This window comes from Sciscionella marina DSM 45152 (assembly GCF_000379465.1).
Classification (GTDB): Bacteria; Actinomycetota; Actinomycetes; order Mycobacteriales; family Pseudonocardiaceae; genus Sciscionella; species Sciscionella marina.
This window is the reverse complement of the sequence record NZ_KB905392.1, coordinates 75032-99992: the sequence shown is the minus strand read 5'-3', so window position 1 is coordinate 99992 and position 24961 is coordinate 75032. Positions and strand designations below refer to the sequence as shown.

The window sequence follows — 24961 nt, the reverse complement described above, 5'->3', positions numbered from 1 at the left end:
ACCGCCAAGACTGGAGGACACCCCGGAATGACGGCTGGCAAGGCGCGAATCTTCACCGCCGAGACCGTGCACACGATGACCGGAAGCGAGGTGACGGCCTTCGCCACCTTCGGCGAGACGATCGTCGCCACCGGCGGGGTGGACGGCTTGCGTGCCCGGTTTCCCGAGGCCGAGGTGCATGATTTCGGGAACTCGGTGCTGCTCCCCGGGTTCAACGACGCGCATCAGCACCCGAGCATCATGGCCGAGCAACTGCTCGAGGTGGACTGTTCGCCCGAGCTCATCGGCTCCCGGGCGGAACTCTTCGCCGCCCTTGCCGAACGTGCCGCGCGCACGCCCGCTGGGCAGTGGGTGATCGGCAGCCGCTACGACCACGCCAAGAGCACCGGTGCCACCGTGGTGACCCGCGCGGAACTGGACCGGATCTGCCCGCAGCATCCGGTGTTTCTGCGCCAGATCGGTATGCACTGGGGCGTGCTCAATTCCGCCGGGCTGCGCGCGGCGGGACTGGACGAGAACACCGAGCTTCCCGAGGGCGGCGAACTCGGCCGTGATGCGCAGGGGCGGCTTACCGGCACGGTGTACGAGCGGGCGATGTTCGAACTGGTGGAGCCGGCGATCCCGGAACGCGGCATCGATGAGCGGTTGCGCGGGCTGCACCGGTATCAGGAGATGATGCACGCAGCCGGGATCACTTCGGTCGGGGATGCGCTGGTGTGGCCGCGCGGCCTGCGGCTGCTGCAGGAGGCACATGCCAGAGAGGAACTCACGCTCCGGGTGAACATGTTGCTGGCCTACCCCGGAGTGGACGCGATGGCCACACTGGGGATGCGGACCGGGCTCGGGGACAGCCGGTTGCGGGTCGGCGGGATCAAGGCATTCGTGGACGGCGCCGTCGCCGGGGGCACCTGTTTGCTCGAGGAGCCCTACCAGGATTCCTGTGGTCACGGGATCCAGGCCATGCCGACCGGAGAGCTTCGGGACTTCGTCTCCCGGGTGCATGCCGCGGGCAGTACGGTGTGCGTGCACGCCAACGGGGACCGGGCCATCCGCCTGCTGCTCGATGCCGTGGAGGCCGCGCAGCGCGAGCACCCGCGTCCCCTTGCGCGGCACCGGATCGAGCACTGCACCCTGGTCGATCCGGACCTGTCGGCCCGCATCGCCGCGCTCGGCATGGTGGCCGTTCCGTTCGGCAGTTACGTGGCCTTTCACGGCGAGAAGCTGTCCGGTTACTACGGAAACGCGCGCGCGGAGCGGATGTTCGCCCACCGGATGCTGCTCGACGCAGGGATCCCGGTCGCTGGATCGTCGGATTTCCCGTGCGGTCCCTACGATGTGCGGCTCGCCCTCCGATCCTGTGTCACCCGTGAAACGGCGGATGGCACGCTGCTCGGCGCGGATCAGCGCATCAGCAAGGAAGAAGCCATCGCGCTCTACACGACGGGATCCGCCTATGCCTGCGGCGAGGAGGATCGGAAGGGCCGCATCGCGGAGGGAATGCTCGCGGACTTCGTGCTCCTCGACCGGGATCCCCGCATCGTGCCGGACAGGGAGCTTACCGATATCACCGTCGAACAGACCTGGGTCGGGGCCGAACGAGTGTGGTCGAGGGAGCACCCCAGCCGGTAACGCACGCACTCCGTACGGCGCTCGAGCCGGGGCCCGGTCCGGAAGGACGCCGGGCGCGATCGGTGTGGCGCCCGGTTTCGTCGAGTCGGACCACCGGCGATACCGGCAACGCCGCTATGGAGGCAGGAGAGAACGGGCGGACCGAGCCTGATGTGATTGCTGCGAGTGCCCCCGGTGAGAGTCGAACTCACACTGGACGGGTTTTGAATCCGCTGCCTCTGCCATTGGGCTACGGGGGCGCTGTCGTGCCAGAGAATAACGTGACCGTGAGATGGCTCCCGTGGGCGGGTCGGGCGGTGCGTTGATAGGTACGATAATCACGCAGGGTGCCGGGGGAGGCCGGTGTCCCGTCAAGCTGATGTCGATGGAGGTCTTGGTGAGCGAGACGACCGGTGGTAATGACCAGAAGGCCGAACGCCGGGTGTTGGTCGCGGAGGATGAGGCGCTGATCCGCCTTGACCTGGTCGAGATGCTGCGCGAGGAAGGCTACGAGGTGGTCGGCGAGGCGGGGGACGGGGAACAGGCCGTCTCCCTGGCGCGTGAACTGAAGCCGGACCTGGTACTGCTCGACGTGAAGATGCCGAAGCTGGACGGGATCGACGCGGCGGCGAAGATCGCGGAGGAGCGGATCGCTCCGGTGGTGATCTTGACGGCGTTCTCGCAGCGGGACCTGGTGGACCGGGCGCGCGAGGCGGGTGCAATGGCGTACCTGGTGAAGCCGTTCAGCAAGTCGGACCTGACCCCGTCGATCGAGCTGGCCGTCTCCCGGTTCGCGGAGCTCTCCGCGCTCGAGTCGGAGGTGGCGAGCCTGACCGATCGCCTGGAGACGCGCAAGCTGGTGGACCGCGCGAAGGGTCTGCTGATGACCAAGCACGGCCTCTCGGAACCGGACGCGTTCCGCTGGATCCAGCGCACCGCCATGGACCGCCGCAGCACGATGCGCGATGTGGCCCAGGCGGTCGTGGAGACCGTGAAACCCTGAAATCCCGGTTCGACCCGGACGCGCGCCGATGCTGGTGATCCCCATCCTCGGCGCGCGTTTTGTCGGCTACGGCTCGTCACGGTTCGTATCCGGGCTGGCGCAGCCCGCTTCGGTCAAATCCGGTTGATCGGGCAAATTCCGTCGCATATCGCCACGGTCGGTAACTTTTTGATCGTTTCGTAACCTATCCGGTTCAATGATTGGGTAGGTTCCACCGCGCGTCGTTACGTGTCCGGGTCGGATCACCCATACGATACCGGCGCTGGAAATCGCCTCAGAAGCCATGAGCAAGGGAGCCGCGCGGAGATGGCCACAACACAACACGGTGGAGAAGGCGGGCACAAGCTGCGCCGGGACCTCGGTCTCGTCGGGCTGTTGTTCGCCGGTGTCGGCTCACTCATCGGTTCCGGTTGGCTGTTCGGTGCGTTGAAGGCCGCGAAGCTGGCCGGCCCGGCGGCACTGCTCTCCTGGGCGATCGCCGCGGTCATGATCCTGTTCATCGGGCTGTGCTTCGCCGAACTGGGCACGATGTTCCCGATCTCCGGCGGGGTGGTGCGGTTCCCGCACATCGCCTTCGGTTCCTTCGCCAGCTACGTGATGGGCTGGATCACCTGGCTCGCGGCGGTGTCCATTCCACCGGTCGAGGTCGAGGCGGTGCTGCAGTACTCAACGGGGTACATCCAGTCGCTCGGCCTGCCGGCGATGATGACGCCGCACCAGCTCGAGGCCGGTGCCGATCCGGTGTACACGCTCACCGGCTTCGGCACGGTGGTCGCGGTGATCCTGATGGCCGTGTTCGTGCTGATCAACTACTACGGCGTGAAGTACTTCGCGCGCATCAACAACGCGCTGGTGTGGTGGAAGCTGCTGGTGATCGTGGTGGTCATCGCGGCGTTCCTGTACTTCGGCTTCAAGCTGGGCCACTTCTCCGGGAACTTCACCCGCTACGGCTTCATGCCGGGCGGCTGGGAAGGTGTGTTCACCGCGATCGCCACGGCGGGTATCGCGTTCTCCTTCATCGGGTTCCGCCAAGGGATCGAGCTGGCGGGAGAGTCCAAGAACCCGAAGCGGAACGTGCCGATCGCGGTCATCGGCTGTGTGCTGATCTGCGGTGTGATCTACGTGCTGCTGCAGATCGCGTTCGTCGGCGTGGTGCAGCCGGGTGATCTGGCGAAGGCGGGCGGCTGGGAACACCTGAGCTTCGCCAACGACTTCGGTCCGCTCGCCGCGATCGCCACGATCCTCGGGCTCGGCTGGCTGGCCATCATCCTCTACATCGACGCGGTGGTCTCGCCCGGCGACACCGGTCTGATCTACAACACCGTCACGGCGCGCATCTCGTACGCCATGGGGCAGAACGGCAATGCCCCGCAGTCGCTGACCAAGGTCAGCAAGCGCGGTGTTCCGGTGGTGAGCCTGCTCGTGACCTTCGTGGTCGGGCTGATCTTCTTCCTGCCGTTCCCGAGCTGGCAGAGCTTGGTGAGCCTGGTGACCTCGGCGACTGTGCTCTCGTTCGGCAGCGGGCCGATCGTGTTGGCCTTGCTGCGCCGCAGGGCCCCTGACTTCCCGCGCCCGTTCAGGCTCGCCGGTGGGGACATCATCCCGTTCCTCGCGTTCTTCTCGGCGAACATGATCGTGTTCTGGGCGGGCTGGGACACGAACTGGAAGCTGTTCCTGATGCTGCTGCTCGGGCTGGTCCTGCTGCCGGTCTTCATCGCCACTTCGAAGCGCAAGCTGCCGCCGCTGGACCTCAAGGCGGGCGCCTGGGTGATTCCATGGCTCGTGCTGCTCGCGGTGATCAGTTACCTCGGCGACTACGGCGGCGGGCTCAAGGTGCTCAGCCTCGGCTGGGGCGCGCTGGCCATGTTCGTGGTCTCGCTCGGCACCTACGTCTTCGCGATCCGCTCCGGCCTCTCCCCGGTGCGGGTCGAGCGGGAGATCGAGAACGCGCGTTCGGAGGCCGCGGAAGAAGAGACCGCGCTCGGCGCCGAGTGACCCACGCCATCGATTCCGTCAACCGACCCTCCGAACAGGTAGTGCGACCGTGCTCAAGGTAGGTTCGGCTGCTGTGAATGCCGAGCAGGGCGACGCCGAGAACAGCGGCGTCGATGAGCCTGGGGAACCCGGCGCTCCGGCCGCGGAGGGCGGGACAGCCGAATCGGGCAAGCCCGCCCGCAGCGCCGGGCGCGATCTCCCCGCCGCGATCGGCGTCGGGCTCGCGCTCGGCGCCGCGGTGCTCGCCGCCCTGCTGACCTACCGGCAGCTGTTCCTGATCGTGATCGCCGCGGCGGTCGCGGTCGGCACCATCGAACTGGCCGGGGCCTTCCGGCGTGGCGCCGACATCCGGATCGCCCGGGTTCCGCTGCTGCTCGGTGGTCAGGCGATGGTGTGGCTGACCTGGCCGTTCGGTCTGCGCGGCGCCCTGGTCGGGTTCGTCGCCACGGTGCTCGCCTGCCTGCTGTGGCGGATGCGTTCCGGGGCGGACGGCTATCTCCGGGATGTGGCGGCCTCGGTGTTCGCTGCGGCCTATGTGCCCCTGTTCGCCTCGTTCGCCGCGCTGCTGGTGCTCCCGCTGGACGGGGTCGGCCGGGTGCTGACCTTCCTGATCGTGGTGGTGTGCTCGGACACCGGCGGATACGCGGCCGGGGTGCTGCTCGGCAGGCACCCGATGGCGCCCTCGATCAGCCCGAAGAAGTCCTGGGAGGGATTCGCCGGTTCGCTGGTCTCCGGCCTGGTGGCGGGCTGGCTCGCGATCTGGCTGCTACTCGACGGGCAGTGGTGGCAGGGCGCGATTCTCGGGGTGGCGGTCGTCTGTTCCGCGACCCTCGGCGACCTGATGGAATCGTTGGTGAAGCGGGATCTCGGGATCAAGGACATGGGCACGCTGTTGCCGGGGCACGGTGGGCTGATGGACCGGCTCGACTCGCTGCTGCCCTCGGCGGTGCTGTCCTGGATGATGCTCGGGCTCATGCTGCCCACCGGGGGATGACCGCCGAATCCGTCCGGCCGAGCCCGAACATCTGGCGCTGGCCGAAGACTTACGCGATCGAGAACGCGGCACAGGACGTGCACGGCGCGGTGTGGGCGGCGATCGAGGAACACGCCCCGTGCACCGGTCGCGATGTGGTGGACGTCGGCTGTGGGGACGGTTTCCACCTGCCCCGGTTCGCGGTGCGGGCGGCGAGCGTGATCGGTGTGGAACCGCATCCGCCGCTGCGCGAACGGGCGCGCGAGCGGGTCGCCGATCTGCCGAATGCCAAGGCTTTCGCGGGACGGGCGCAGGCTCTTCCGCTGCCGGACGCGAGTGCCGATGTGCTGCACGCGCGGACCGCGTACTTTTTCGGTCCCGGTTGCGAACCGGGGTTGCGGGAGGCGGACCGGGTACTGCGCCCCGGTGGCGTACTGGCGATCGTGGACCTCGACGGGTTCGCGGCCCCCTACGGGGACTGGCTGTGCGCCGACTTGCCGGACTACGAACCGGGGCAGGTGGAACAGTTCTTCACCACGCAGGGGTTCACCAGCAGGAACGTGGCCACGACCTGGCGGTTCGCCAGGCGGGCCGAGCTGGAAGCGGTGCTGCGTATCGAATTCTCCGCGAAAGTGGCCCGCCGCGCGATCGCCGAGACCTGCGGAACGGAGATCCCGGTCGGTTACCGGCTGCGGGTTCGCAGCAAACCGACCGGGATCATCCTGGACTCCTAGACCTGCTCAGTCCTCGTCCTGTTCCCCGTCGTCCGCGGGAGCGTCCTCGGCGAGGATGCCGTAGAGCTCCTTGCGGGCGTTGTTCAGGATCGTGACCGCGCGGTTCCTCTGGTCCGCCGAGCCGACCATGAACAGCTGCACGGCCGCCCCGGCCAGCTGAGCCGCCGCGGCCTGCAACGGGCTGTCCTCGGCGGGCGCTTCGGCCGCCGCCTGCTCCCACGGCGGGTTCTCCGTGTGCTGTTCCGCCTCCTGCTTGCCCTCCTCGGTCAGGGCGAACAGCTTCTTGCCACCCCGGCCCTCACCGCTCTCGGTGATCAGGTCCTCGTCGGCGAGCTGCTGCAGCAGGGGATACACCGAACCGGGACTCGGCCGCCAGGCGTTGCCGCTGCGTTCGGTGATCTCGCGGATCATCTCGTAGCCGTGCATCGGGCGCTCGGTGAGCAGGGCGAGCACCGCGGCGCGGACATCACCGCGGCGCTGGCGGCCTCTTCCTCGTCCGCCGCCCCGGCCCCGGCCCTGCCACGGCCCCCCGAATCCGGGCGGGAACCCTTGGGGTGGACCGAAACCGCCGGGACCGAAGCCCGGTCCGAAACCGCCGGGGCCGAAGCCACCGAACGGGCCGCCGTGCCGGGCGCGGGCGTGCGGGTCGAAATCGTGGCCCGGATGCGGGCGCCGGTGCGGGTGGTCGTGCTGCCGGTGGAAGCCGTCTCCGTGAAATCCGAATGACTGACGCATGGGTTTGCCCCTCTCTCGTGGCGGACCCCGCTGGATCCGCGACAGCTCGGTGCTGACATCATTAACGATATATCGAAAACTATCGCGATGCAACACCGATCTGTCGAGATATTCAGTTAGGGGGGCATCGGGCCCGGTCAGCGGAAGGCCTGGACTCCGGTCACCGCGGCGCCGAGGCTCAGGGCGTGCACCTCCTCGGTGCCCTCGTAGGTGAGCACGGTCTCCAGGTTGTTCATGTGCCGCATCACCGGGTACTCCAGGGTGATTCCGTTCGCGCCGAGCACGGTTCGCGCGCTGCGGGCGACCTCGATGGCGGAGCGGACGTTCGCGAATTTGCCGAAGCTGACCTGAGTCGGGGCGAGTTCCCCGGCGTCCTTGAGCGTGGAGAGCTGGCGCGCCACCAGCGCCGAGCGGTTCACCTCGACGAGCATGTCGGCGAGTTTGCGCTGGGTGAGTTGGAAAGCCGCGAGCGGTTTGCCGAACTGTTCGCGGGTCTTGGCGTAGTCGAGCGCGGATTCATAGCAACTGCGCGCGGCGCCGACCACACCCCACAGGATGCCGAACCGGGCCTCGTTGAGGCAGGAAAGCGGACCCTTGAGGCCGCGCACATCCGGGAAGGCCGCGGACCCGGGCAGCCGGACGTTCTCCAGCACGAGTTCGGCGGTGATCGAGGCGCGCAGGGAAAGCTTGTGCTTGACCTCGTTGGCGGTGAATCCGGGGGTGTCGGTGGGGACCACGAAACCACGGACACCCTCATCGGTGTTCGCCCACACCACGGCGACATCGGCGAGAGTCCCGTTGGTGATCCACATCTTCGTCCCGTTGAGCACCCAGTCCGAACCCTCACGGCGGGCGGTGGTCCGCATGGAACCCGGGTCCGAGCCGGAATCCGGTTCGGTGAGCCCGAAGCAGCCGAGTGCGTCCCCCGCGGCCATCCGGGGCAGCCACTCGGTTCGATGCTCCTCGGTTCCCCACTGGTGGATCGCGAACATGGCCAGCGATCCTTGTACGGACACATAGCTGCGCAGCCCGGAGTCGACGGCCTCGAGCTCCCGGCAGGCGATCCCGTAGGCGAGCGCGGAGAGCCCGGCGCAGCCGTACCCCTCGAGGTGCATGCCGAACAGGCCGAGCTTGCCGAGTCCGGAGGCGAGTTCGCGGGGCAGGCCGCCGTTCTCGTACCAGTCGGCGATGTGCGGGGTCAGCTCCTCGCGGGCATAGGCGCGCACGGCATCGCGAACGTCCCGTTCGGTGTCGCCGAGATCGGCGTCGATCCCGAGGAAATCGTGCGGATCGGCCTGTTTGACGCTCATTCTTGCTCCTGTTCTGCATCTGTGTGTTCACCGAGAAACGGTGGGGGAAGGGTGGCGAAGGTTTCCGAACCGGTGAACCGGAAACCGGGACGGGGCATGGTGAGTGTGCCCGCCGTGGGGTGTTCGAGCTGCGCGGTGACCGAGGAACCGCCGTGCCGCAGTGCATCGAGCACACCGCGGATATTGCCCGCTGGCACTCCCGCGGTGCGCAGCGCGTCGACGAGCTTTTCGGCGGGCCACTCCACGATGCGCCCGGCGAGTGCGGGCAACAGGGTCTCCCGGTTGGCGACCCGGAGCGCATTGCTCGCATACCGCGGATCCTCGGCGAGATCCGCGCGGCCGAGCAGTTCGCACAGCTTGCCGAACAGCGCGTCGTTGCCCGCGGCGATGAGCACTTTCCCGTCCGCTGCCTGGAAAGGCTGGTAGGGAACCACGCTCGGGTGTTCGTTGCCGTAGCGCTCCGGCTCGGTACCGGTCACCAGCGCGGCCTGGGCGATGTTCACCAGACCGGACAGCGCGGAGCCGAGCATCGAGACCCGGATGTGCTCGGCCGCTCCGGTGCGCGCCACCTTGTGCAGACCGGCGAGCATCGCGGTCGAGGTGTTCAGCGCGGTGAGCACATCCACGATGGCGACACCGACCTTGACCGGTTCCCCCTCGGGGTCCCCGGTGATCGCCATGAACCCGGATTCGGCCTGGAGCACGACATCGAAGCCCGGTTGCCCTTCCTCGGGGTGCCCGTCCGGATAAGCGCTGACCGAGCAGTACACGACATCCGGGTTGACCGCGGCGACATCCGCGAAGCCGAGGCCGAGCCGGTCCGCGGTTCCGGGGCGGAAGTTCTGCACCACGATGTCGGCCTCCGTGCACAGCCGCAGGGCGCGCGCGTGGCCCTCGGGGCTCGCGAGGTCGATGGCGAGGCTGCGCTTGCCCCGATTGAGCGAGAGGTAGTAGCTGCTCTCTCCACCGGCCTCGGGCGGCGACCAGGCTCGGGTGTCATCACCGCGTCCCGGCTGCTCGACCTTGATCACCTCGGCGCCGAGGTCGGCGAGCAGCATCGTGGCGTAGGGCCCGGAAAGCACCCTGGACAGATCGGCCACCCGGACCCCGGACAGTGGCGCGCTCATCCGTTGTTCCGTGCGACGTAGACACTTTCCAGGCATTTGCGGAACGCGGTGACCAGGGCAGCGCCGGAACCGCCCTTGTAGTGTGTCTCGATGCGCCGCAGCACCTCGGTGGCCTCGGTGTACACGCTCGTCTCCTCGACGAGTGCGCGGAAGAAGTCCTTGGCCAGCGAGGTGAGCATGGTCGGTTCGGCCGCGACGACCGTGCCCGAGTCCAGGTCCACGACGAGGACCACGCCGACCCGTTCGTACTGGGAGTGATTGGCGACCGCGTCCGGAAGCCGCGCGTAACCCGAGACGAGCACGAGATTGGTTCCGGCGGCGAGTTGTTCGCGGAAGAACTCGAATAGGTCCACGGCATGCCTCCCGTTCGACAGCATTCATCGCCCGCGATCATTGCGGGCCATGCTGGGGAGGCTCGCCTGATCAGGACACCGGTCCGGCGTCCCGCAGCGGGCTGGCAGCGCAACCTATCTTGCCGAGGCCGCTGCCCCGTGGTCAAGCGGCCCTTCGGTGGACCCGGTGAGGCCGAGCTGATCCGCGGCGGTGGCGAACGCGTCGATCACCACGCGCAGGGCGGGCCTGCGATGCGCGGAGGTGCGGTAGGCGATGGCGATGTCCCTGGTGATCGGGTCGGCCAGTTCGACGACCTCGACCGCGGACCAGCGGAACGCGAGACCGAGGTCGGGGACCAGGGTGACGCCGAGGCCCGCGGCGACCATGGCCATCGCCGTGGCCTGCTCCTCGACCTCGTGGCGCACATCGGGTTCGAAGCCCTGATGCTGACAGGCGACCCGGACCGCGTTGCCGAAGTGGCTCGCCTTGCCCGCGAGGATCCAGCGCGCGTCGGCCAGATCGGTGAGCGCGACCGGGCTCTGCGGGGTCAGCGCCCCGGAGGGAACCACGGCGTGCAGCCGTTCCCGGCCGATGTTGCGCCGCTCCAGATTGGCGTCCCAGGGCATCGGCGCGTCCGGGTAGTCGATCACGAAGGCGAGGTCGAAGTCGCCCTGGCCGACCGCGCGCGCTGTCTCCTCCGGGTCGACCTCGCGGGTGTGCACCTCGATGTCCGGGTAGTGCGTGGCCAGCCAGGCAAGGGAACGGGGGAGCAGCCCGGCAGCGACGGTGGCGAACACTCCGACCGAGACCTTGGCGGCGAGATTGGCCTGGGCGCGCTCGAGCGCGATCACCGCGCGTTCCTCGGCGCCGAGGATCTCCTCCGCGTGCTGGGCGAGCAGCTGACCGAGCTCGGTGAGCACCACTTTGCGCCCGATGCGCTCGAACAACGGCAGCCCGACTTCCCGCTCGAGCTGCTGCAATTGCTGGGAGACCGCGGAGGTCGTGTAGTGCAGCGCGGTCGCCGTGGCGGTGAGCGTTTCGCGGCGGGCGAGCTCGCGAAGCAGGCGCAGCCGGTGCATCGAGAGTTCCATCAAACGATCCTAAACGAATGAGTCCATGATCCTTAACTAGAACGTGCGTAATTAATGTCGCACACTCGGCGGTATACCCCGTGAAGAACGGCAACCAGTCGTTCCCAACCGGCTAACACGGTCGTCACAAAAGTTGCCCAAACTGACGAATAAGCAGCGGGATTGCCGCTCCGATCACGATGGGTGACCAGCTGTCGACGATGGCGAGACCGTTCGTCTCGCTGTCAACAGACAACATCACAGTCGAGTAACACAGAATGTCTCGCGTTGCGAGCAAATGAGCATGGAGGAGGTACTGCCGATGTCCATTCAGACGCGCGAACCGATGGTCCGGCTGACCTGGACCGACCCGGTCACTGGCATTCACGGCTACCTCGTCGTGCACTCCCTGATCGCCGGCCTCGCGACCGGTGGCACCCGGATGCGTGCCGGTTGCACGATCGGTGAGGTCGAGGATCTCGCCAGGGGTATGGCCGTGAAATCCGCCGTGTTCAACCTGCCGGTCGGTGGTGCCAAGGCGGGCATCGACTGCGATCCGAAGGACCCGCGCGCGTTCGCGGTGCTGACCCGGTTCTGCACCGCGATGCGCCCGTGGCTGGACGACCACTGGGTCACCGCCGAGGACCTCGGAGTCCCGCAGCACCTGATCGACGAGGTGTTCGCGCAGATCGGGCTCGAGCAGTCCTACCACGCGGCGATCAGCCGCTCGACCGACTCGCAGCGCACCCTCCGCCGGGTGCACGCCGGGCTCAACGCCCCGGTTCCCGGCGGCCTGCTCGGCGATGTGATCGGCGGATACGGGGTGGCGCAGGCCAGCCTCGCGGTGATCAACGCCTGGGAGAAGCCGCTCGAGCAGACCACGATCGCGGTGCAGGGCGTCGGGACGATGGGCGGTGCGGCCGCCTGGTACCTGCACGACGCGGGCGCCAAGGTCGTCGCGCTCGCCGACGCCGCGGGCACCCTGTTCCACCCGGAGGGGCTCGACGTTCCCACGCTGCTCGACACCCGCGACGAGTACGGCGAGATCGACCGGGGGGCGCTGCCCGAGGACGTGCGGGCCCTGCCGCGGGAGGCCGTGCTCGCCACCGAGGTGGACGTGCTCATCCCGGCCGCGATCTCGTACGCGATCACCCCGGACAACGTCGCCCAGGTGCGGGCCGGCGCCATCGTGGAGGCCGCGAACGTCGGCACCACCCCGGAGGCCGAGGCCGTGTTGACCGAGCGCGGTGTCCCGGTGATCCCGGACTTCGTGGCGAACGCGGGTGCGGCCGCGTGGGCCTGGTGGCTGCTGCTCGGCCAGGTCGGAGCGGAACCCGCGGACTCGTTCAGCAAGCTGCGCTCCGAGATGCTGACCAAGGTCGCCTACCTGATGCAGGCCTGGCTCGCCGACGGGACGGCCCCGCGCACCACCGCCTTCGAACTGGCGGAGACGAACGCCGCGGAGCGGGCTGAGGATTCGGCCCCGGTGCTGATTCCCTGAGGGGGTGTGGTTCACCGCCGTCCCCTCGCCACGTGTCGTAGAGTGCACTCGCATCGCACGCGGCGAGGGGAGAACCGGTGACCACTGTCCAGCTGCCCAACGAGGTTCCCGTATCGGGCGTTTACATAAATTGCGAACAACGGCTCGCTGCGATGACTTCCGCTCTGCTGGACCGTAGTGGTCGAGGACCACTTGTGGTTGTGTGTATCGGGCTTCCCGGTGTGGGCAAGACGGCGTTGGTACAGCGGAAGTCCGCTGATCTCAGCGGTGTGTTTTCCGGCGGGAATATTTACGCGGAGTTCGGTACGGGGGTCTCCCTCGCTGATCTCCTCGGCGCAAAGCTGATGGCGCTCGGAGTTTCGAAGGAGATGCTCCCAGACAGCCTGGAAGACCGTGCCAGTTTGTGGCGGACCAAGACGGCACGGGATCCGCTTCTGGTCGTGCTCGACGATGTTACTGACGCGGCACAGGTTCGAGCTTTTCTACCGAAATCGTCTGGCAGCGTGGTCTTGGTGACGACGAACGCCAATCTCGTTGATCTTGCAGCTGATGGTGCCGAGATTGTGCGAGTGGATCCGTTGCAACCGGGCGATGCGACCCATGTGTTGCGCGAACTTGCCGGACAACGCATAGAGTCCGAGCCGGAAGCGCTCACCACACTGGTGCACCAATGTGGTGGCCTGCTCATCGCACTGCAGGTTGCCGCGCTTCGGTTGCGCGCCAATCCAAGCCTGACGGTGGCCCGGTTGGTGGACCAGATCGCCGAGGAACGGTTGTCAGCGTTGCGTCGAGGCAGTTCCGGCGTGGACGCGGTGTTCTCGGTGAGTTATGCGCGGTTGAGTGAGAGTGCTGCGCAGCTGTACCGACGATTGGGGGTACTACCGTTCGTCGAACTTGGTGCCGGAGTGATTGCGGAGACCGGTGGTGATGCTCTGGAGGAACTGGTCGCTTCAGGTTTGCTCACCGATGAGGGCAACGGACGCTATCGCTTTCACGTGCTCGTTCATATGCATGCCCGCGAGGTTGCTGCTGAGTACGAGAGCGAAGACGAAATGACCGCGACGCTGCGCGCGGCCGTCGAGTACTACTTGCGGCACGCCGCGGCGGCGGATCTGTGGGTGCTCGACGAGGAGCGTTATCGGGTGCCGCGCGGGCGCACCTTCGACAAGTTCCTGTTCCCGGACGAGAAATCGGCGCTCGACTGGCTGGATCGCGAACGGGTCAATCTGCGCGCGATCATCCGGGTCGCCGCGCACCACGGTTTCGCGGATCAGGCGTGGCAGCTCGCCGAGGCGGTGACGGCGCTGTACCTCAACCGCCGTTATCTGCTGGACTGGATCGATACCAGTGAACTGGGCGCGCAGGCGGCCGCGTCCCTCGGCAATCGTGCGGCGCAGGCCCGGCTGCGCAGCTTCTCTTCGCGTGCCTGGTGCGATCTCGGTGAGTTCGATCGGGCGCTGGCCGAACTGGACCGGGCGCGCGAACTGGTCGCGGACAGCACCGATCGGCGATTGTTCGCCTCTATAGAGGAACTCTACGGCCGCTACTATGACAGTATCGGCGAGTACGTGAAGGCGCGCGCCGCTTACGCGCGGGCCATCGAGCTGTTCACGCTGGCTGAGGACGACCGGGGGAACGCGTTCACGAAGCATTTCCTCGGTGTATCCCGGCTCGGGGCGGGTGATTCGGATGACGCGTATGTCATTCTCGATGAGGCGCTTCCACTCGTCCGCGCAACCGGGGACATCCGGATGACCGGCCGCACGCTGACCGCGCTCGGCGAGGCGCACCATGGCCTGGGGCGATTCGAGCAGGCCGCAGAGACCTTCCGGAGCGCGATCACGACGCTGGCGGACGGCTACGAGTTCTACCGCGCCCGGGCCTACGAACGGCTGGCCGAGGTGGACCGGGAGAACGCGGAGCAGCACCTGGCCCGTGCTCGCGAGCTCTACACCTGGCTCGGTGGACCGGAAGCCACCTGACGCACCCGCACCGTGGTTTCGTGCTCACCGAGCCGGACCGGGAAATCGGTGCTGTCGAACCGTCCCGTGCACACCAGGTGATAGGCGATGGCCGCGAGCACGGAGGCATCGGCACCGGACAGGATGGCCGATTCGCCTGCGCGGCCGAACACCTGACAACCGTGCGGAATCCGTTTCGCGGCCAGCCGGGCACCCGGATAACGGGCGAGCGTCGCCTCGGGGTCCTCGGTCAGCAGCACGGCCGCCTTCTCGGCGCGCCGCAGATCGGTATCCGCCTCATCCACGACCAGATAGTGCTCCTCGGCGGCGACCGAGGCGGGAAACCGTTCCAGTACAAGGGTTTCCCCGGTCTCGGTGATCCGGACCCGGAAGGCGCGCACCGGGCGCCGTTCGGGAGCCGGGTCCGGGACGCGGGCGAGCCGTGCCTCCGGTTCGGGGTCGAGCCCGAGCATCGAGTACAGCAGGGCACGCACCCGTTCCGCGGCATCCGCGCGGTGCGCGAAGACCTGGCGGGTGCCCTCGGTTCGATGCTCGGGTGCCGCGTCGATCTGGGCACGCAGATCGCCGCGCGGATCCAGGCGACGGGCGAGGCCCGCGAGCGTTTCGACCGGGGTCCCGGGCACGATCTCCTCGGCGGAACCGGTCAGCAGCAAGGGTTTTCCGAGACCGGCGGCGTACAACCCGAGGGAGCCGTGGTCGGCGATCACCACATCCGAGGCGACGAGGGCGGCGTGCCAGCCTGCTTCGGGTGGCAGCAGTGCCAGTCCGGCGTCGAGTGCCTCGGCGTAGTAGTCCGCCACATCCGCGCGGTTGTAGTGCGAGGTGATGTTCGGGTGCAGCGCCGCGCACACCTGGTACGAGTCGGCGGGCAGCGCGGCGAGCAGCGCGTGCGGCAGTTTCGGGGTGAGCCCGAGCGCGGAGGCGCGGCCCCAGGTGGAACTCAGGAAGACCAGCCGACGCTCACCCGTGCCGAGCAACCGGCGGAAACGGGCACGCAGGGCGCGGCTCGCATCCAGCCGCTGGACGGTGGGATCACCGGTGACCACCGTGTGGCCGAGCACCTCGGGACAGCTCGCGCGCAGCTGCTGCTCCTGTTCGGCATGCGCGAGCACCAGGGTGATCCGGCCACTGCCCAGCGCCGCCGCGGAGGGCACGCCCGCGATCCGGGTGCCGTTTCCGTCCCGCTCGGGCACGAACTTGTTGAACCCGATGCCGTGCGGGAGTACCACGATCGGTCCGCGCACGGTGGCCGGATCGATGTTCTCGCTCGCGGTGAGCACCAGGTCGGCAGGCTGGTCCTTCGCCTGTGACCACGGCACGATGCGGTCCACCCGAGCCTCGCGCAGCAGCCGTTCGGCGTGGGCCCGGTGCCGGAACTCGTCCTGCAGGGTGAACAGCCTGCGCAGCCGGAAATCCCCGGAGAACAGCTCGCTCGTCTCGAGCAGCCGGATCACCGAGGTCAGTGAGCGGCCCACGCAGAGGATCGTGCGCTCGCAGCCGAAGGTCCCCCAGGTACGTTCCTCGGCCCTCGCGCCCCCATTCGCCATGCCTACCGCAACCTCTGCTCGCGCGAACCCCGTTCGGTTCTCATCGTAGTCGCCGGGGCTCGGCCTCCAGGTCGCGGCGGGCCGCTTCGGTGAACTCGGTGAGGACCCGCTCGAGCTCGGTCCGTGCTTGCTCCGCGCCGTCCGGTTCCCGGCCCGGCAGGGTGCTCGCCCGCAACTCGCGCACCGTGTCCGCCAGGCGCACCGCGGCCGCGGCGAGCTCCTCGGCCAGCGCGGCCATTTCCCGTGGGGCGAACAAGGTCACCCGGAGCGCGGCCGACTCCACCGCGGCCAGTTCGGGGCGCGGATCACCGTCCTCGACCGGGAACACGGGCAGCCGCAGCAGGGTTCGCGCGGCCCGCAACAGTTCGGGGTAATCCGCGGTCTTCTGTTCCCGGGACAACCGGCTGCGCTCGGTCCGGCGATCCGAGCGGGCACGCAGCTGGGTGGCTCCGACGGTGAGTACCACGCCGAGCAGCGCGGAGACCGTACCGATCCAGGGCGTCGCGGAGTTCATGACACGCGACGATAACCGAATCGCGCCCGATGTCTGGGATCGCTACGCGGCCGGTGCCCCGGTGCGGTTACGGTTGCGCCGTGATCGACACGGATACCGCACGCACGAGCGCAGTTCGCGGCAGGTTCAGGGCCGTATTCGGCGCGGGCGCGGGAAACGCCCTCGAGTGGTACGACTGGAACGTCTACGCGGTCTTCACCACCTATTTCGCCCCGCAGTTCTTCAACAGCGCCGACCGGGTCTCCGCGCTGCTGTCCACGCTCGCCGTGTTCGCGGTCGGTTTCGTGGCGCGCCCGTTCGGTGGTTTCCTGTTCGGGCTGCTCTCCGACCGGCGAGGGCGCAAATTCGCGATGACCCTGTCCATCGGGCTCGCCGCGCTGGGCAGCCTCGTGATCGGGTTCGCGCCGAGCTACGCTCGGGTGGGTGCGCTCGCCTCGGTGATCCTGCTGCTCGCCCGGCTGATCCAGGGGCTCGCGCACGGCGGTGAGCTGCCGTCCGCGCAGACCTACGTCGCCGAGTACGCCCCCGCGCAGCGCCGCGGCCTGTGGTCGAGCCTGATCTACGTGTCCGGCACACTGGGCAATCTGCTCGGCACGGTGCTCGCCGCCGTGCTCGCAGCCACCCTCAGCGATACCCAGATGAGCGAGTTCGGCTGGCGGATCCCGTTCCTGCTCGGCGGGGTGTTCGGGCTCTACGTACTGTTCATGCGGCTGCGCATGACCGAGACCGCCACCTTCACCTCCGATGTCGGCAGCACCAAACCGCGGATGTGGCCGCTGCTGGTGGCCAACCGGGCGGCCGTGGTGAAGGTCATCGGGCTGACCGCCGGATTCACCGTGGTCTACTATGTCTGGTCGGTGTCCCAGACCGCGCACGCGATCTCCGCTCGCGGTATCGACGAGCGCTCCGCGTTCTGGGCCGGAGTGGTCGGCAACGGTGTCTTCGTGCTCACCCTTCCGTTGTGGGGCAAGCTTTCCGACCGTGTCGGGCGGAAACCGATGCTGCTCACCGGACTGCTCGCCACGGCCGCGCTCGTGTTCCCGCTCGACGCGATCATCGGGCACAGCGCCGTGCTGCTCGGCGTCTCGATGTCCCTTGCCATGCTGCTGATCGGGATGTACGCCTCGATCCTGCCCGCCGTCTACGCGGAGCTGTTCCCGACGAAGGTGCGCACCGTGGCGGTCGGCATTCCGTACTCGATCACGGTGGCCGCGTTCGGCGGAACCGCTCCGTACCTGCAGGAGCTGATCGGCACCACGCTCGATTCCGCCTGGTTCACCGGATACACGGTGCTGTTGCTGCTCATCTCGGCGGCCGTGGTGCTGCGCATCCCGGAGACGCGGGGAGCGCGGCTGGACGAAACCGGCTCCGGCACCTGATCCTCAGCCTTCGAGCAGCGCGCGCAGTGTGGCGTTGAACTCGGCGGGCTGTTCCAGCTGCGGCATGTGACCGGCCTGCTCGATCACCCGCAGGCGTGCTCCCGGGGTCAGGCTCGCGCAGTGTTCGGCGACCGCAAGCGGGATCTGGGGATCGAGCGCGCCGTGCACATAGCTGACCGGTACCGCCAGTCCGGGCAGGGCGGGACGCGGGTCGTAACCCGCGAGCCAGTCGAAATGCGCGTCGATGAACACCCCGGACTCCAGGATCATCCGCTCCGTGGCGTCGATCAGGGCAGGCGCGGTGCCCGGCGCATACCAGCTGGGCACCCATTCGGCGAGGGTGGCGGCGCGTGCGGTGGCCAGGCGGTGCCGCAGCTCGCCGAGGTCGGCTTCGGCTCCCCAGTACGCGGGTCCGTCCACCGCGACGAGGTGGGTGACGCGTTCCGGATGGCGCAGCGCGAACTCCGTCGAGAAGGCCGCGCCGATCGAGGACCCGATCAGCGTCGCGGCCCGGATCCCGAGTGCGTCGAACACGGCGAGCAGATCCGCGCACACCCGCTCGTGATCGTTGCCCCGGGCCGGGTGATCCGAGCGCCCGCAACCGCGCCAGTCGAGGGTGATCACCCGATGATCGCGGACGAACTCCGGCAACTGCGCGTCCCACACCCGCCCGCTCGTTCCCCAGCCGTGCAGGAACACGAGCGGCTCGCCCGCTCCGTTCTCGGTGTAGTGCAGCGCGATGTCGTCGATATCCAGGAAAGCCATACCGCAAGCACACCCGAACGCGAGCGGGCGAACAACGAGCGGACCGCGCCTATACTGATCACGATCGATGATCAATCGAAGGGTGGCATGGAGACGCGGCAGCTGCAGTACTTCCTCGTCGTCGCCGAGGAACTGCACTTCGGGCGCGCGGCGCAGCGGCTGCACATCGTGCAGTCCGCGGTGAGCCAGCAGGTGCGCAGGCTGGAGCGCGAGCTCGGAGTCACCCTGTTCGACCGCACGACGCGGACGGTACGGCTGACCGAGGCGGGGGATCGGCTGCTGCCGCACGCGACCGCGGTGCTCGAGGAGCAGCGGCGCGCGCGGGAGGCCATGGCGCAGCTGGGCGCGCAGCAGCCGCTTCCGGTCCGGCTCGGGACCAGCCAGGGGCTCGGTGAACGGCTGGACATCGTGCTGCCCGCGTTCGCCGAGCGGACGGATGCCCGGCTCGAACTCGTCGACCTGGAGACCGAGGAACGGTTGCGCGCGGTACGGGAAGGTGAACTCGACGCGGCACTCGTGCGCGGCCGCCGTACTCTCGCCGGGCTGCGGCTGTTCCCGGTGTGGCGCGATGAGCTGCTGGCCGCCCTTCCCGCGGCGCATCCGCTCACCGGTGCCGAGACGGTCGAGTTTGCCGCGCTCGCCGAACTGCCGCTGCGGATCGCGGAGCATGGGCGCAATCCGGCGTTGTACGACCTCGTGCTCGACTGCTGCCGGACCGCCGGATTCGAGCCTCGGTTCGGGCGCGCGTTCACCACCGCCCAGGACACCCTCGCGGATATCGGATTCGGCGGTCCGGCGTGGACGGTGTTCTACGCCTCGCACGCCAATCAGATCGCGGCCACCGGTGTGGTGTTCCGGCCGCTGCGTGCGCCGCGGCCGCGGATGGCGACCGCCCTCGCGGTGCGGGCCGGTGCCGGGCGCCCCGAGCTCAGCACGCTCATCGAGGCCTGTCGGCTCGCCGCCGGTCCGGCGGGTATGGGAGAATAGTATTTCGTGTCCGCCCTACCTCTCGTGTTCGAAGCGCCGCGCCGTGGCATGCCCAAGCGCCACCTTGCCGATCTGTCGCTGCCGGAACGGGTGGACGCCGTGCGTGAACTCGGCGAGCAGCCGTTCCGCGCCAAGCAGCTCTCGCACCACTACTTCTCCCGGTTGTCCGCCGATCCGGAGGCGATGACCGACCTGCCTGTCGCGAGCAGGGAACGGCTCGCCGGTGAGCTGTTCCCGCCGCTGCTGGACACCGTGCGGCACATCGAGTGCGACAATGGGACCACCCGCAAGACGCTGTGGCGTGCGCACGACGGCACGCTGATCGAAAGCGTGCTGATGCGCTACCCGGACCGCACGACCGTCTGTGTTTCCTCCCAGGCCGGTTGCGGGATGGCCTGCCCGTTCTGCGCGACCGGTCAGGGCGGACTCCAGCGCAACCTGTCCACCGCGGAGATCGTCGAACAGGTGCGGCTGGCCGCGGCCGCCATGCGGGACGGAGCGCTGCCCGGCGGACCGGGTCGGCTGTCCAACATCGTGTTCATGGGCATGGGGGAGCCGCTGGCCAACTACAAGCGGGTGCTCGACGCCGTGCGCCGGATCACCGATCCGGACCCGGGCGGGCTCGGCATCTCGCAGCGCTCGGTCACCGTGTCCACCGTCGGTCTCGCCCCCGCGATCCGCAAACTCACCGCCGAGGGACTGCAGGTGCGCCTCGCGGTCTCGCTGCACACCCCGGACGACGAACTGCGCGACACCCTGGTGCCGGTGAACAACCGCTGGCCGGTCGCCGAGGTGCTCGAGGCCGCGCGCGGCTACGCCGAATCGACCGGGCGACGCGTCTCCATCGAGTACGCCCTGATCCGGGACATGAACGACCAGCCGTGGCGTGCCGATCTGCTCGGTTCCCTGCTGCGCAAGCATCTGGGCCGGCTGGCGCACGTCAACGTCATCCCGCTGAACCCGACGCCCGGATCCAAGTGGGACGCCTCGCCGAAACCCGTCGAGCAGGAGTTCGTGCGCCGGGTCAACGAGGCCGGGGTCGCCTGCACGGTGCGGGACACGAGGGGGCAGGAGATCGCCGCCGCGTGCGGTCAGCTCGCCGCGGAGGAATGAGCGCGGCGGCGTCTACCGTGCCGACCTGCGCCGGTACACCACGATGATGCCGAGCAGGAGCACGACCAGGCCCGCCGCCGCGATGGCGACCCCGGTACCGGCCTTGGCCAGCAGAACGTCGAGTGAGGCCGCGGCGAAATAACCGGCGCAGATCTCCGCGGACGCCCAGATCGCCGCCGCGACCATGCTGAACAAGGCGATCCGCCGGTAGCGGAGTCCGGTGGCGCCCGCCAGATAGGGCGTGACGGTGCGCAGCACCGGAATGAATCGGCCGAAGAATACGGCGGCACCGCCGTAGGAGTCCATCAGCACGGTGGCGCGCCGCCAGGCCGCGGCGGGGATGCGGCGGCCGAGCTTGCTGGTGTGGAGCCTGGGGCCCAAGGCAGCACCGGCCCGCCGTGCGAGGCAATCGCCGCACACCGCGCACGACGTGGCCAGGACGATCACCACCGGGAGCACGAGTACCCCGCGGTCGGCCAGTGCGCCCGCGGTCAGGAGCAGCGCCAGCGTGGGTGCGAACGTGCCGAGCAGGAGTATCGACTCGACGAGGACCACGGCGGCGATACAGCCGTAGATGGAGATCGGCGGCAGCTCGGCGATCGCCGACACCACTCCGTTCATGCCCCAGGTTCCTCCGAGGTTTCGGGCGCAGCGGCGGGCGCTCCGGGCGGGCGATTCCTACTTCCAGGCGAAGACCGGCTGTTCGTAGTCGGCGACCGCGATCCGGCGCCCGTGCAGGGCGAGCTCGCGGAACTGGTAGAGGATCGCGGCGGTCGGGGCGTGGATGAGCGTGCCAAGCAGGGGGAGCTGGATGACCGGGCGCTCGGATTCCGGGATGCGCAGGAATCGCGGTGTCACGTCGAGTTCCGGCAAGGCTGGCGCGAACAGCTCGGCGACCTCGTCCGGGTTGGGCGCGGTGACCGGGTTTTCTCCGGCATCGACGACGAACGGTGTGATCACGTAGCCGGACCGGGTGGCGTAGTCGTCGAGGCGGGCGAGATAGGACTCCGGCCCCAGCGGTACACCGAGCTCCTCGTGCAGTTCGCGCCGCGCGGCGGTGAACGCGTCCTCGCCGGGGTCGAGCCTGCCACCGGGGAAAGCGAACTGGCTGGCGTGCTGGCGAAGGCCCGCCGAGCGCAGCGTCAGCCACACCCTTGGCTGCCCGTCCGCCTCGCGGTGCAGCGCGAGGGTGACCGCGGCGCGTCGGCGGTCGGCGTCCTCGATCCGTGCCGGTTCGAAGGAGCGGAGCCGATCGCGCAGCTCCGCGCCGATCACCTGCGCCAGGAAGTACGCCTGCGCACCGCCGCGGCGACGGAACCGCCGATGAGCAGCGCGGCACAGCCGAACAGGAAGAAGTCCTCGACGTGCCCCTGCTGGTTGCCGAACAGCGCCATGAGGATGCAGAGAATCGCCGCGAACCAGGTCATGACCCGGGTGACGCGCGGGAAGGTCCCGTGCCATCCCCAACGGGCTGACGGCTCGTCATTGGGGCTGACCTGGGTGAAGGGAGACTCCGTAAGCTCCTTCGACTCCACCGCTGACCTCCTAGCGTGTTCCCGGCTTGATCATCCCCATTTTCGCACAACGTGGCGAAGGTGTGCCGCCGTGGGTGACGATTCGGTGTTAGAGAGCGGTCCGCTCGATTCCTTCTCGTTTGCCCTTTTCACAAGGTTCACCGATCGGGGTTTGCCGGGGATCAACATGGATCCTGGGAGGATGTATGCGTCCAAGACTGTTCGCTGCCCGTCGAGGCAGCGATGCCGACCACGCCGCTCGCGGGAATCGCCACGGCCGCGCCGGACATCGAGACGACGGGTACGCGGATGCTCGCCGCACATGACGGCCGGCCGGACGCCGCGGAGCCGAAGCGCGGGCGGCTGTGTTCGGCGGCGCTGGCTCGATCAGCGCGGCACCTCGATGAAGGTGCGGGTGTTCGACACGAAGTAACTCCGATACCCGACGAACGGACCGTGACAGCGCGGACGCCATAGGCCATCATCCTCTGCATAAAAGTGCGTGAAGGGTGGTCTGAATGAGCAGATTTATGCGAACGGCGGTCGCGTTGGCCGCGGTGGGGGCACTGTTCATCGGGCCGGTGGCGCACGCCGTGGCGCCGCCCCGATCCGGCTCCCTCGGTGCGCTGAGCGGGTCGAGCGTCCAGGGCGGCACGGTGACCCTGCGCTCCGGGGACGCGGCGGTCCGGGTGAGCTTCCCGATGCCCGGCGCGGTGCGGATCTGGCTCGCCCCGGACGGGAAGTTCAGCGACCCGGCCGGCCGGACGATCGTGCGCGGCCGACCGGCCGGCATCCGCCCGCAACAGCTGGATCGCGGGTCGTATCTCGCTTTCGTCACGGGACAGCTGACCCTGCGGGTGTACAAGGATCCGCTGCGGTTCGCGCTGTACGACGCCACGGACGAGCGCCGGATCTGGGCCGAGCGCAGCCCGCTGTCCTGGTCCGGGGACACGACGACGCAGACCCTGGAGCGCGGCCGGGCCGAGCAGTTCTATGGTGCGGGCGAGCAGAACGGCAGTTTTTCGCACCGGGGCAAGACGGTGCGGGTGTTCAACGACGACAACTGGGACGAAGGCGGTGCGCCGAACTCGCAACCCTTCTACGGCTCGACCGCCGGATACGGGGTGCTGCGCAACACCTTCGCCGAAGGCAGTTACGCGTTCACCGATCCGGTGCGCACCAGCGAGAAGGAACGCCGGTTCGACGCGATCTACATGGTCGGCGACCGGCCGAAGGACGTGATCGGGCGCTACACCGACCTGGTCGGCAAACCGTTCCTGCCTCCGGTCTACGGGCTCGAACTCGGCGACTCGGACTGCTATCTGCACAACGCCAACCGCGGCGAGCGGCACACCATGGACGCGCTGAAGGTCGCGGACGGATACCGGCGCAACAACATGCCCAACGGCTGGATGCTCGTCAATGACGGCTACGGCTGCGGCTACGAAAACCTGGACGAGGTCGGCGCGGGGCTGCGTGAACGGAACATGCAGCTCGGGCTGTGGACCGAGGACGGGTTGCCGAATCAGGACAAGGAGACCAAGGCCGGGGTGCGGGTGCGCAAGCTCGACGTCAAATGGGTCGGGCCCGGGTACAAGATGGCACTGGACGCCTGCGATACGGCGAAATCGGGTATCGAGCAGAACTCCGATGCGCGCGGTTTCGTGTGGCAACCGGTCAGCTGGGCGGGTGCGCAGCGGTGCGCGGTGCTCTGGAGCGGGGACCAGAAGGGCGGCTGGGACTACATCCGGTGGCAGATCCCCGCCTACGCGGGCTCCACGATGTCCGGCATCGCCTACAACACCGGGGACATCGACGGGATCTACGACGGCGCGGGCCCGAAGAGCTACGTGCGCGATCTGCAGTGGAAGATGATGCTGCCGGTGTCCATGACGATGGACGGCTGGGCCAAGCAGGACAAGCAGCCCTGGCACCAGGGTGAGCCCTACACCTCGATCAACCGCAAGTACCTCGATCTGCACGAGCGGCTGATCCCGTACATGTACAGCTATTCGGCCGCCGCGCACCGGAGCGGGGTCGGCCAGGTGCGCCCGCTCGCGCTCGAGTACCCGGACGATCCGAAGGCGTGGGGCGAGACGGCCCGCTACGAGTTCCTCTCCGGAAAGGACTTCCTCGTCGCGCCGGTCTATCGGGACACCGACACCCGCAACGGCATCTACCTGCCGAAGGGCACCTGGACCGATTACTGGACCGGGAAGAAGTACCACGGCCCCACGGTCGTGAACGGCTACCACGCCCCGCTGGACACCTTGCCGATGTTCGTGCGGGACGGCGCGATCGTGCCGATGTGGCCTAAGGGCACGGCCAGCTGGCAGACCAGGGACAAGGCGAATCTGGATGTGGACGTCTACCCGAAGGTCGGGCATCAGGAATTCCGGCTCACCGAGGATGACGGGGCGACCCGCTCCGCGACGCACGCCAGCCAGCGGCTGAGCAGCACGACCCACGGGAACCGGACCGTGCTCGGCATCGGCCGCGTCGAGGGCGGGTACGCCGGACAGGTACCAAGGCGCGCCTACCGGTTCAGCGTGCACACCGGGCACCTGCCGAAGGCGGTACACGGGGCGGCCGGCTGGTCCTACGACGCGAAGGCCGGTGTGCTGCACGTGCGCACCGCGATGATCGGGAAGGACACGAGTGGCGCGGTGACCATCGAAGGCTGAGGTGTTCCGGGCCCGGGACCATCCGTGCCCGCCATCCGTGTGAAGCCCGGTGACCGGGACGGGCGTGGTGGCAGGGGTAGGAGAGAA

General features: G+C 68.4%; 23 protein-coding genes and 1 tRNA gene. 12 read left to right on the top strand and 12 right to left on the bottom strand.

All coding sequences use genetic code 11. The features are described 5' to 3' along the window. Positions 1-27: 27 nt before the first annotated feature. Positions 28-1629, top strand: a complete 1602-nt coding sequence (locus A37U_RS0117300) for an amidohydrolase (RefSeq protein WP_020497917.1) — start codon at positions 28-30, stop codon at positions 1627-1629. Between the two features lie 166 nt (positions 1630-1795). Here A37U_RS0117300 and A37U_RS0117295 read toward each other — a convergent pair. Beyond that, positions 1796-1868, bottom strand: a tRNA-Leu gene (locus A37U_RS0117295). A 119-nt stretch (positions 1869-1987) separates the two neighbouring features. On the opposite strand from A37U_RS0117295, the gene A37U_RS0117290 reads away from it, so the two are divergent. From A37U_RS0117290 to A37U_RS0117275, 4 genes are all read left to right on the top strand, one after another. Beyond that, positions 1988-2611: an ANTAR domain-containing response regulator gene (locus A37U_RS0117290; RefSeq protein WP_020497916.1), complete on the top strand. Its 624-nt coding sequence runs from the start codon at positions 1988-1990 to the stop codon at positions 2609-2611. A gap of 306 nt (positions 2612-2917) precedes the next feature. Beyond that, positions 2918-4606, top strand: coding sequence for an APC family permease (locus A37U_RS0117285; protein ID WP_020497915.1), 1689 nt, complete (start codon positions 2918-2920; stop codon positions 4604-4606). 73 nt (positions 4607-4679) lie between these two features. Next, positions 4680-5600, top strand: a complete 921-nt coding sequence (locus A37U_RS0117280; protein WP_020497914.1) for a phosphatidate cytidylyltransferase — start codon at positions 4680-4682, stop codon at positions 5598-5600. Continuing rightward, positions 5597-6313: a class I SAM-dependent methyltransferase gene (locus A37U_RS0117275; protein WP_020497913.1), complete on the top strand. Its 717-nt coding sequence runs from the start codon at positions 5597-5599 to the stop codon at positions 6311-6313. The genes A37U_RS0117280 and A37U_RS0117275 overlap by 4 nt, the downstream gene beginning before the upstream one ends. A gap of 6 nt (positions 6314-6319) precedes the next feature. Here A37U_RS0117275 and A37U_RS53685 read toward each other — a convergent pair whose 3' ends face one another. Then, entirely contained in the window at positions 6320-6739 is a 420-nt protein-coding gene (locus A37U_RS53685) for a PadR family transcriptional regulator (RefSeq protein WP_020497912.1), read from the bottom strand. Here A37U_RS53685 and A37U_RS53680 point away from each other — a divergent pair. Next, positions 6734-7039 (top strand): hypothetical protein, encoded by a 306-nt coding sequence (locus A37U_RS53680; RefSeq protein WP_020497911.1) that lies wholly within the window; start codon positions 6734-6736, stop codon positions 7037-7039. The genes A37U_RS53685 and A37U_RS53680 overlap by 6 nt on opposite strands. A gap of 146 nt (positions 7040-7185) precedes the next feature. Here the strand turns inward: A37U_RS53680 and A37U_RS0117260 are convergent, their stop codons facing one another. The 4 genes from A37U_RS0117260 to A37U_RS0117245 form a co-directional block, all read right to left on the bottom strand. Beyond that, the gene (locus A37U_RS0117260; RefSeq protein ID WP_020497910.1) at positions 7186-8358 is read right to left on the bottom strand and encodes an acyl-CoA dehydrogenase family protein; all 1173 of its coding nucleotides are present in this window, start codon (positions 8356-8358) and stop codon (positions 7186-7188) included. Then, positions 8355-9485, bottom strand: coding sequence for a CaiB/BaiF CoA transferase family protein (locus A37U_RS0117255; RefSeq protein WP_020497909.1), 1131 nt, complete (start codon positions 9483-9485; stop codon positions 8355-8357). Before A37U_RS0117255 ends, A37U_RS0117260 begins: the two co-directional genes overlap by 4 nt. Beyond that, entirely contained in the window at positions 9482-9838 is a 357-nt protein-coding gene (locus A37U_RS0117250) for a DUF3870 domain-containing protein (RefSeq protein WP_197284850.1), read from the bottom strand. The genes A37U_RS0117255 and A37U_RS0117250 overlap by 4 nt, the downstream gene beginning before the upstream one ends. 114 nt (positions 9839-9952) lie before the next feature. Next, positions 9953-10909, bottom strand: coding sequence for a LysR family transcriptional regulator (locus tag A37U_RS0117245; RefSeq protein WP_020497907.1), 957 nt, complete (start codon positions 10907-10909; stop codon positions 9953-9955). Between the two features lie 301 nt (positions 10910-11210). Here A37U_RS0117245 and A37U_RS0117240 point away from each other — a divergent pair, with 301 nt between their 5' ends. Both A37U_RS0117240 and A37U_RS44110 read left to right on the top strand, forming a co-directional pair. Continuing rightward, complete coding sequence (locus A37U_RS0117240) at positions 11211-12389, top strand: Glu/Leu/Phe/Val family dehydrogenase (RefSeq protein WP_026197305.1); 1179 nt, start codon at positions 11211-11213, stop codon at positions 12387-12389. 77 nt (positions 12390-12466) lie between these two features. Then, positions 12467-14371: a tetratricopeptide repeat protein gene (locus A37U_RS44110; protein WP_276141491.1), complete on the top strand. Its 1905-nt coding sequence runs from the start codon at positions 12467-12469 to the stop codon at positions 14369-14371. Here A37U_RS44110 and A37U_RS44105 read toward each other — a convergent pair. Further along, complete coding sequence (locus A37U_RS44105; RefSeq protein ID WP_020497904.1) at positions 14338-15918, bottom strand: hypothetical protein; 1581 nt, start codon at positions 15916-15918, stop codon at positions 14338-14340. The two genes, A37U_RS44110 and A37U_RS44105, sit on opposite strands and share 34 nt — an antisense overlap. Positions 15919-15958: 40 nt before the next feature. Beyond that, positions 15959-16432: a hypothetical protein gene (locus A37U_RS0117220; RefSeq protein ID WP_020497903.1), complete on the bottom strand. Its 474-nt coding sequence runs from the start codon at positions 16430-16432 to the stop codon at positions 15959-15961. Positions 16433-16512: 80 nt separating this feature from the next. On the opposite strand from A37U_RS0117220, the gene A37U_RS0117215 reads away from it, so the two are divergent. Beyond that, a complete protein-coding gene (locus A37U_RS0117215; protein ID WP_020497902.1) occupies positions 16513-17811 on the top strand; it encodes an MFS transporter in 1299 nt (432 codons plus the stop codon). A gap of 3 nt (positions 17812-17814) precedes the next feature. Here A37U_RS0117215 and A37U_RS0117210 read toward each other — a convergent pair whose 3' ends face one another. Beyond that, complete coding sequence (locus A37U_RS0117210; protein WP_020497901.1) at positions 17815-18576, bottom strand: alpha/beta fold hydrolase; 762 nt, start codon at positions 18574-18576, stop codon at positions 17815-17817. Positions 18577-18663: 87 nt separating this feature from the next. Here A37U_RS0117210 and A37U_RS0117205 point away from each other — a divergent pair, with 87 nt between their 5' ends. Then, positions 18664-19563 (top strand): LysR family transcriptional regulator, encoded by a 900-nt coding sequence (locus A37U_RS0117205; protein WP_020497900.1) that lies wholly within the window; start codon positions 18664-18666, stop codon positions 19561-19563. A 48-nt stretch (positions 19564-19611) separates the two neighbouring features. After that, positions 19612-20676: a dual-specificity RNA methyltransferase RlmN gene (gene rlmN / locus A37U_RS0117200; protein ID WP_020497899.1), complete on the top strand. Its 1065-nt coding sequence runs from the start codon at positions 19612-19614 to the stop codon at positions 20674-20676. A gap of 12 nt (positions 20677-20688) precedes the next feature. Here rlmN and A37U_RS0117195 read toward each other — a convergent pair whose 3' ends face one another. Genes A37U_RS0117195 through A37U_RS50950 form a run of 3 tightly spaced genes read right to left on the bottom strand, consistent with a single transcriptional unit; the run spans position 20689 to position 22211 of the window. Continuing rightward, a complete protein-coding gene (locus A37U_RS0117195) occupies positions 20689-21297 on the bottom strand; it encodes a DedA family protein (RefSeq protein WP_020497898.1) in 609 nt (202 codons plus the stop codon). 57 nt (positions 21298-21354) lie between these two features. Further along, positions 21355-21951 (bottom strand): NUDIX hydrolase, encoded by a 597-nt coding sequence (locus A37U_RS0117190; protein ID WP_020497897.1) that lies wholly within the window; start codon positions 21949-21951, stop codon positions 21355-21357. Next, positions 21948-22211 carry a DUF2631 domain-containing protein gene (locus A37U_RS50950; protein ID WP_063712802.1) on the bottom strand — a complete coding sequence of 88 codons (264 nt, stop codon included), beginning with the start codon at positions 22209-22211 and terminating at the stop codon, positions 21948-21950. The genes A37U_RS0117190 and A37U_RS50950 overlap by 4 nt, the downstream gene beginning before the upstream one ends. 509 nt (positions 22212-22720) lie before the next feature. On the opposite strand from A37U_RS50950, the gene A37U_RS0117175 reads away from it, so the two are divergent. Continuing rightward, a complete protein-coding gene (locus tag A37U_RS0117175; protein ID WP_020497894.1) occupies positions 22721-24874 on the top strand; it encodes a glycoside hydrolase family 31 protein in 2154 nt (717 codons plus the stop codon). Positions 24875-24961: the final 87 nt, after the last annotated feature.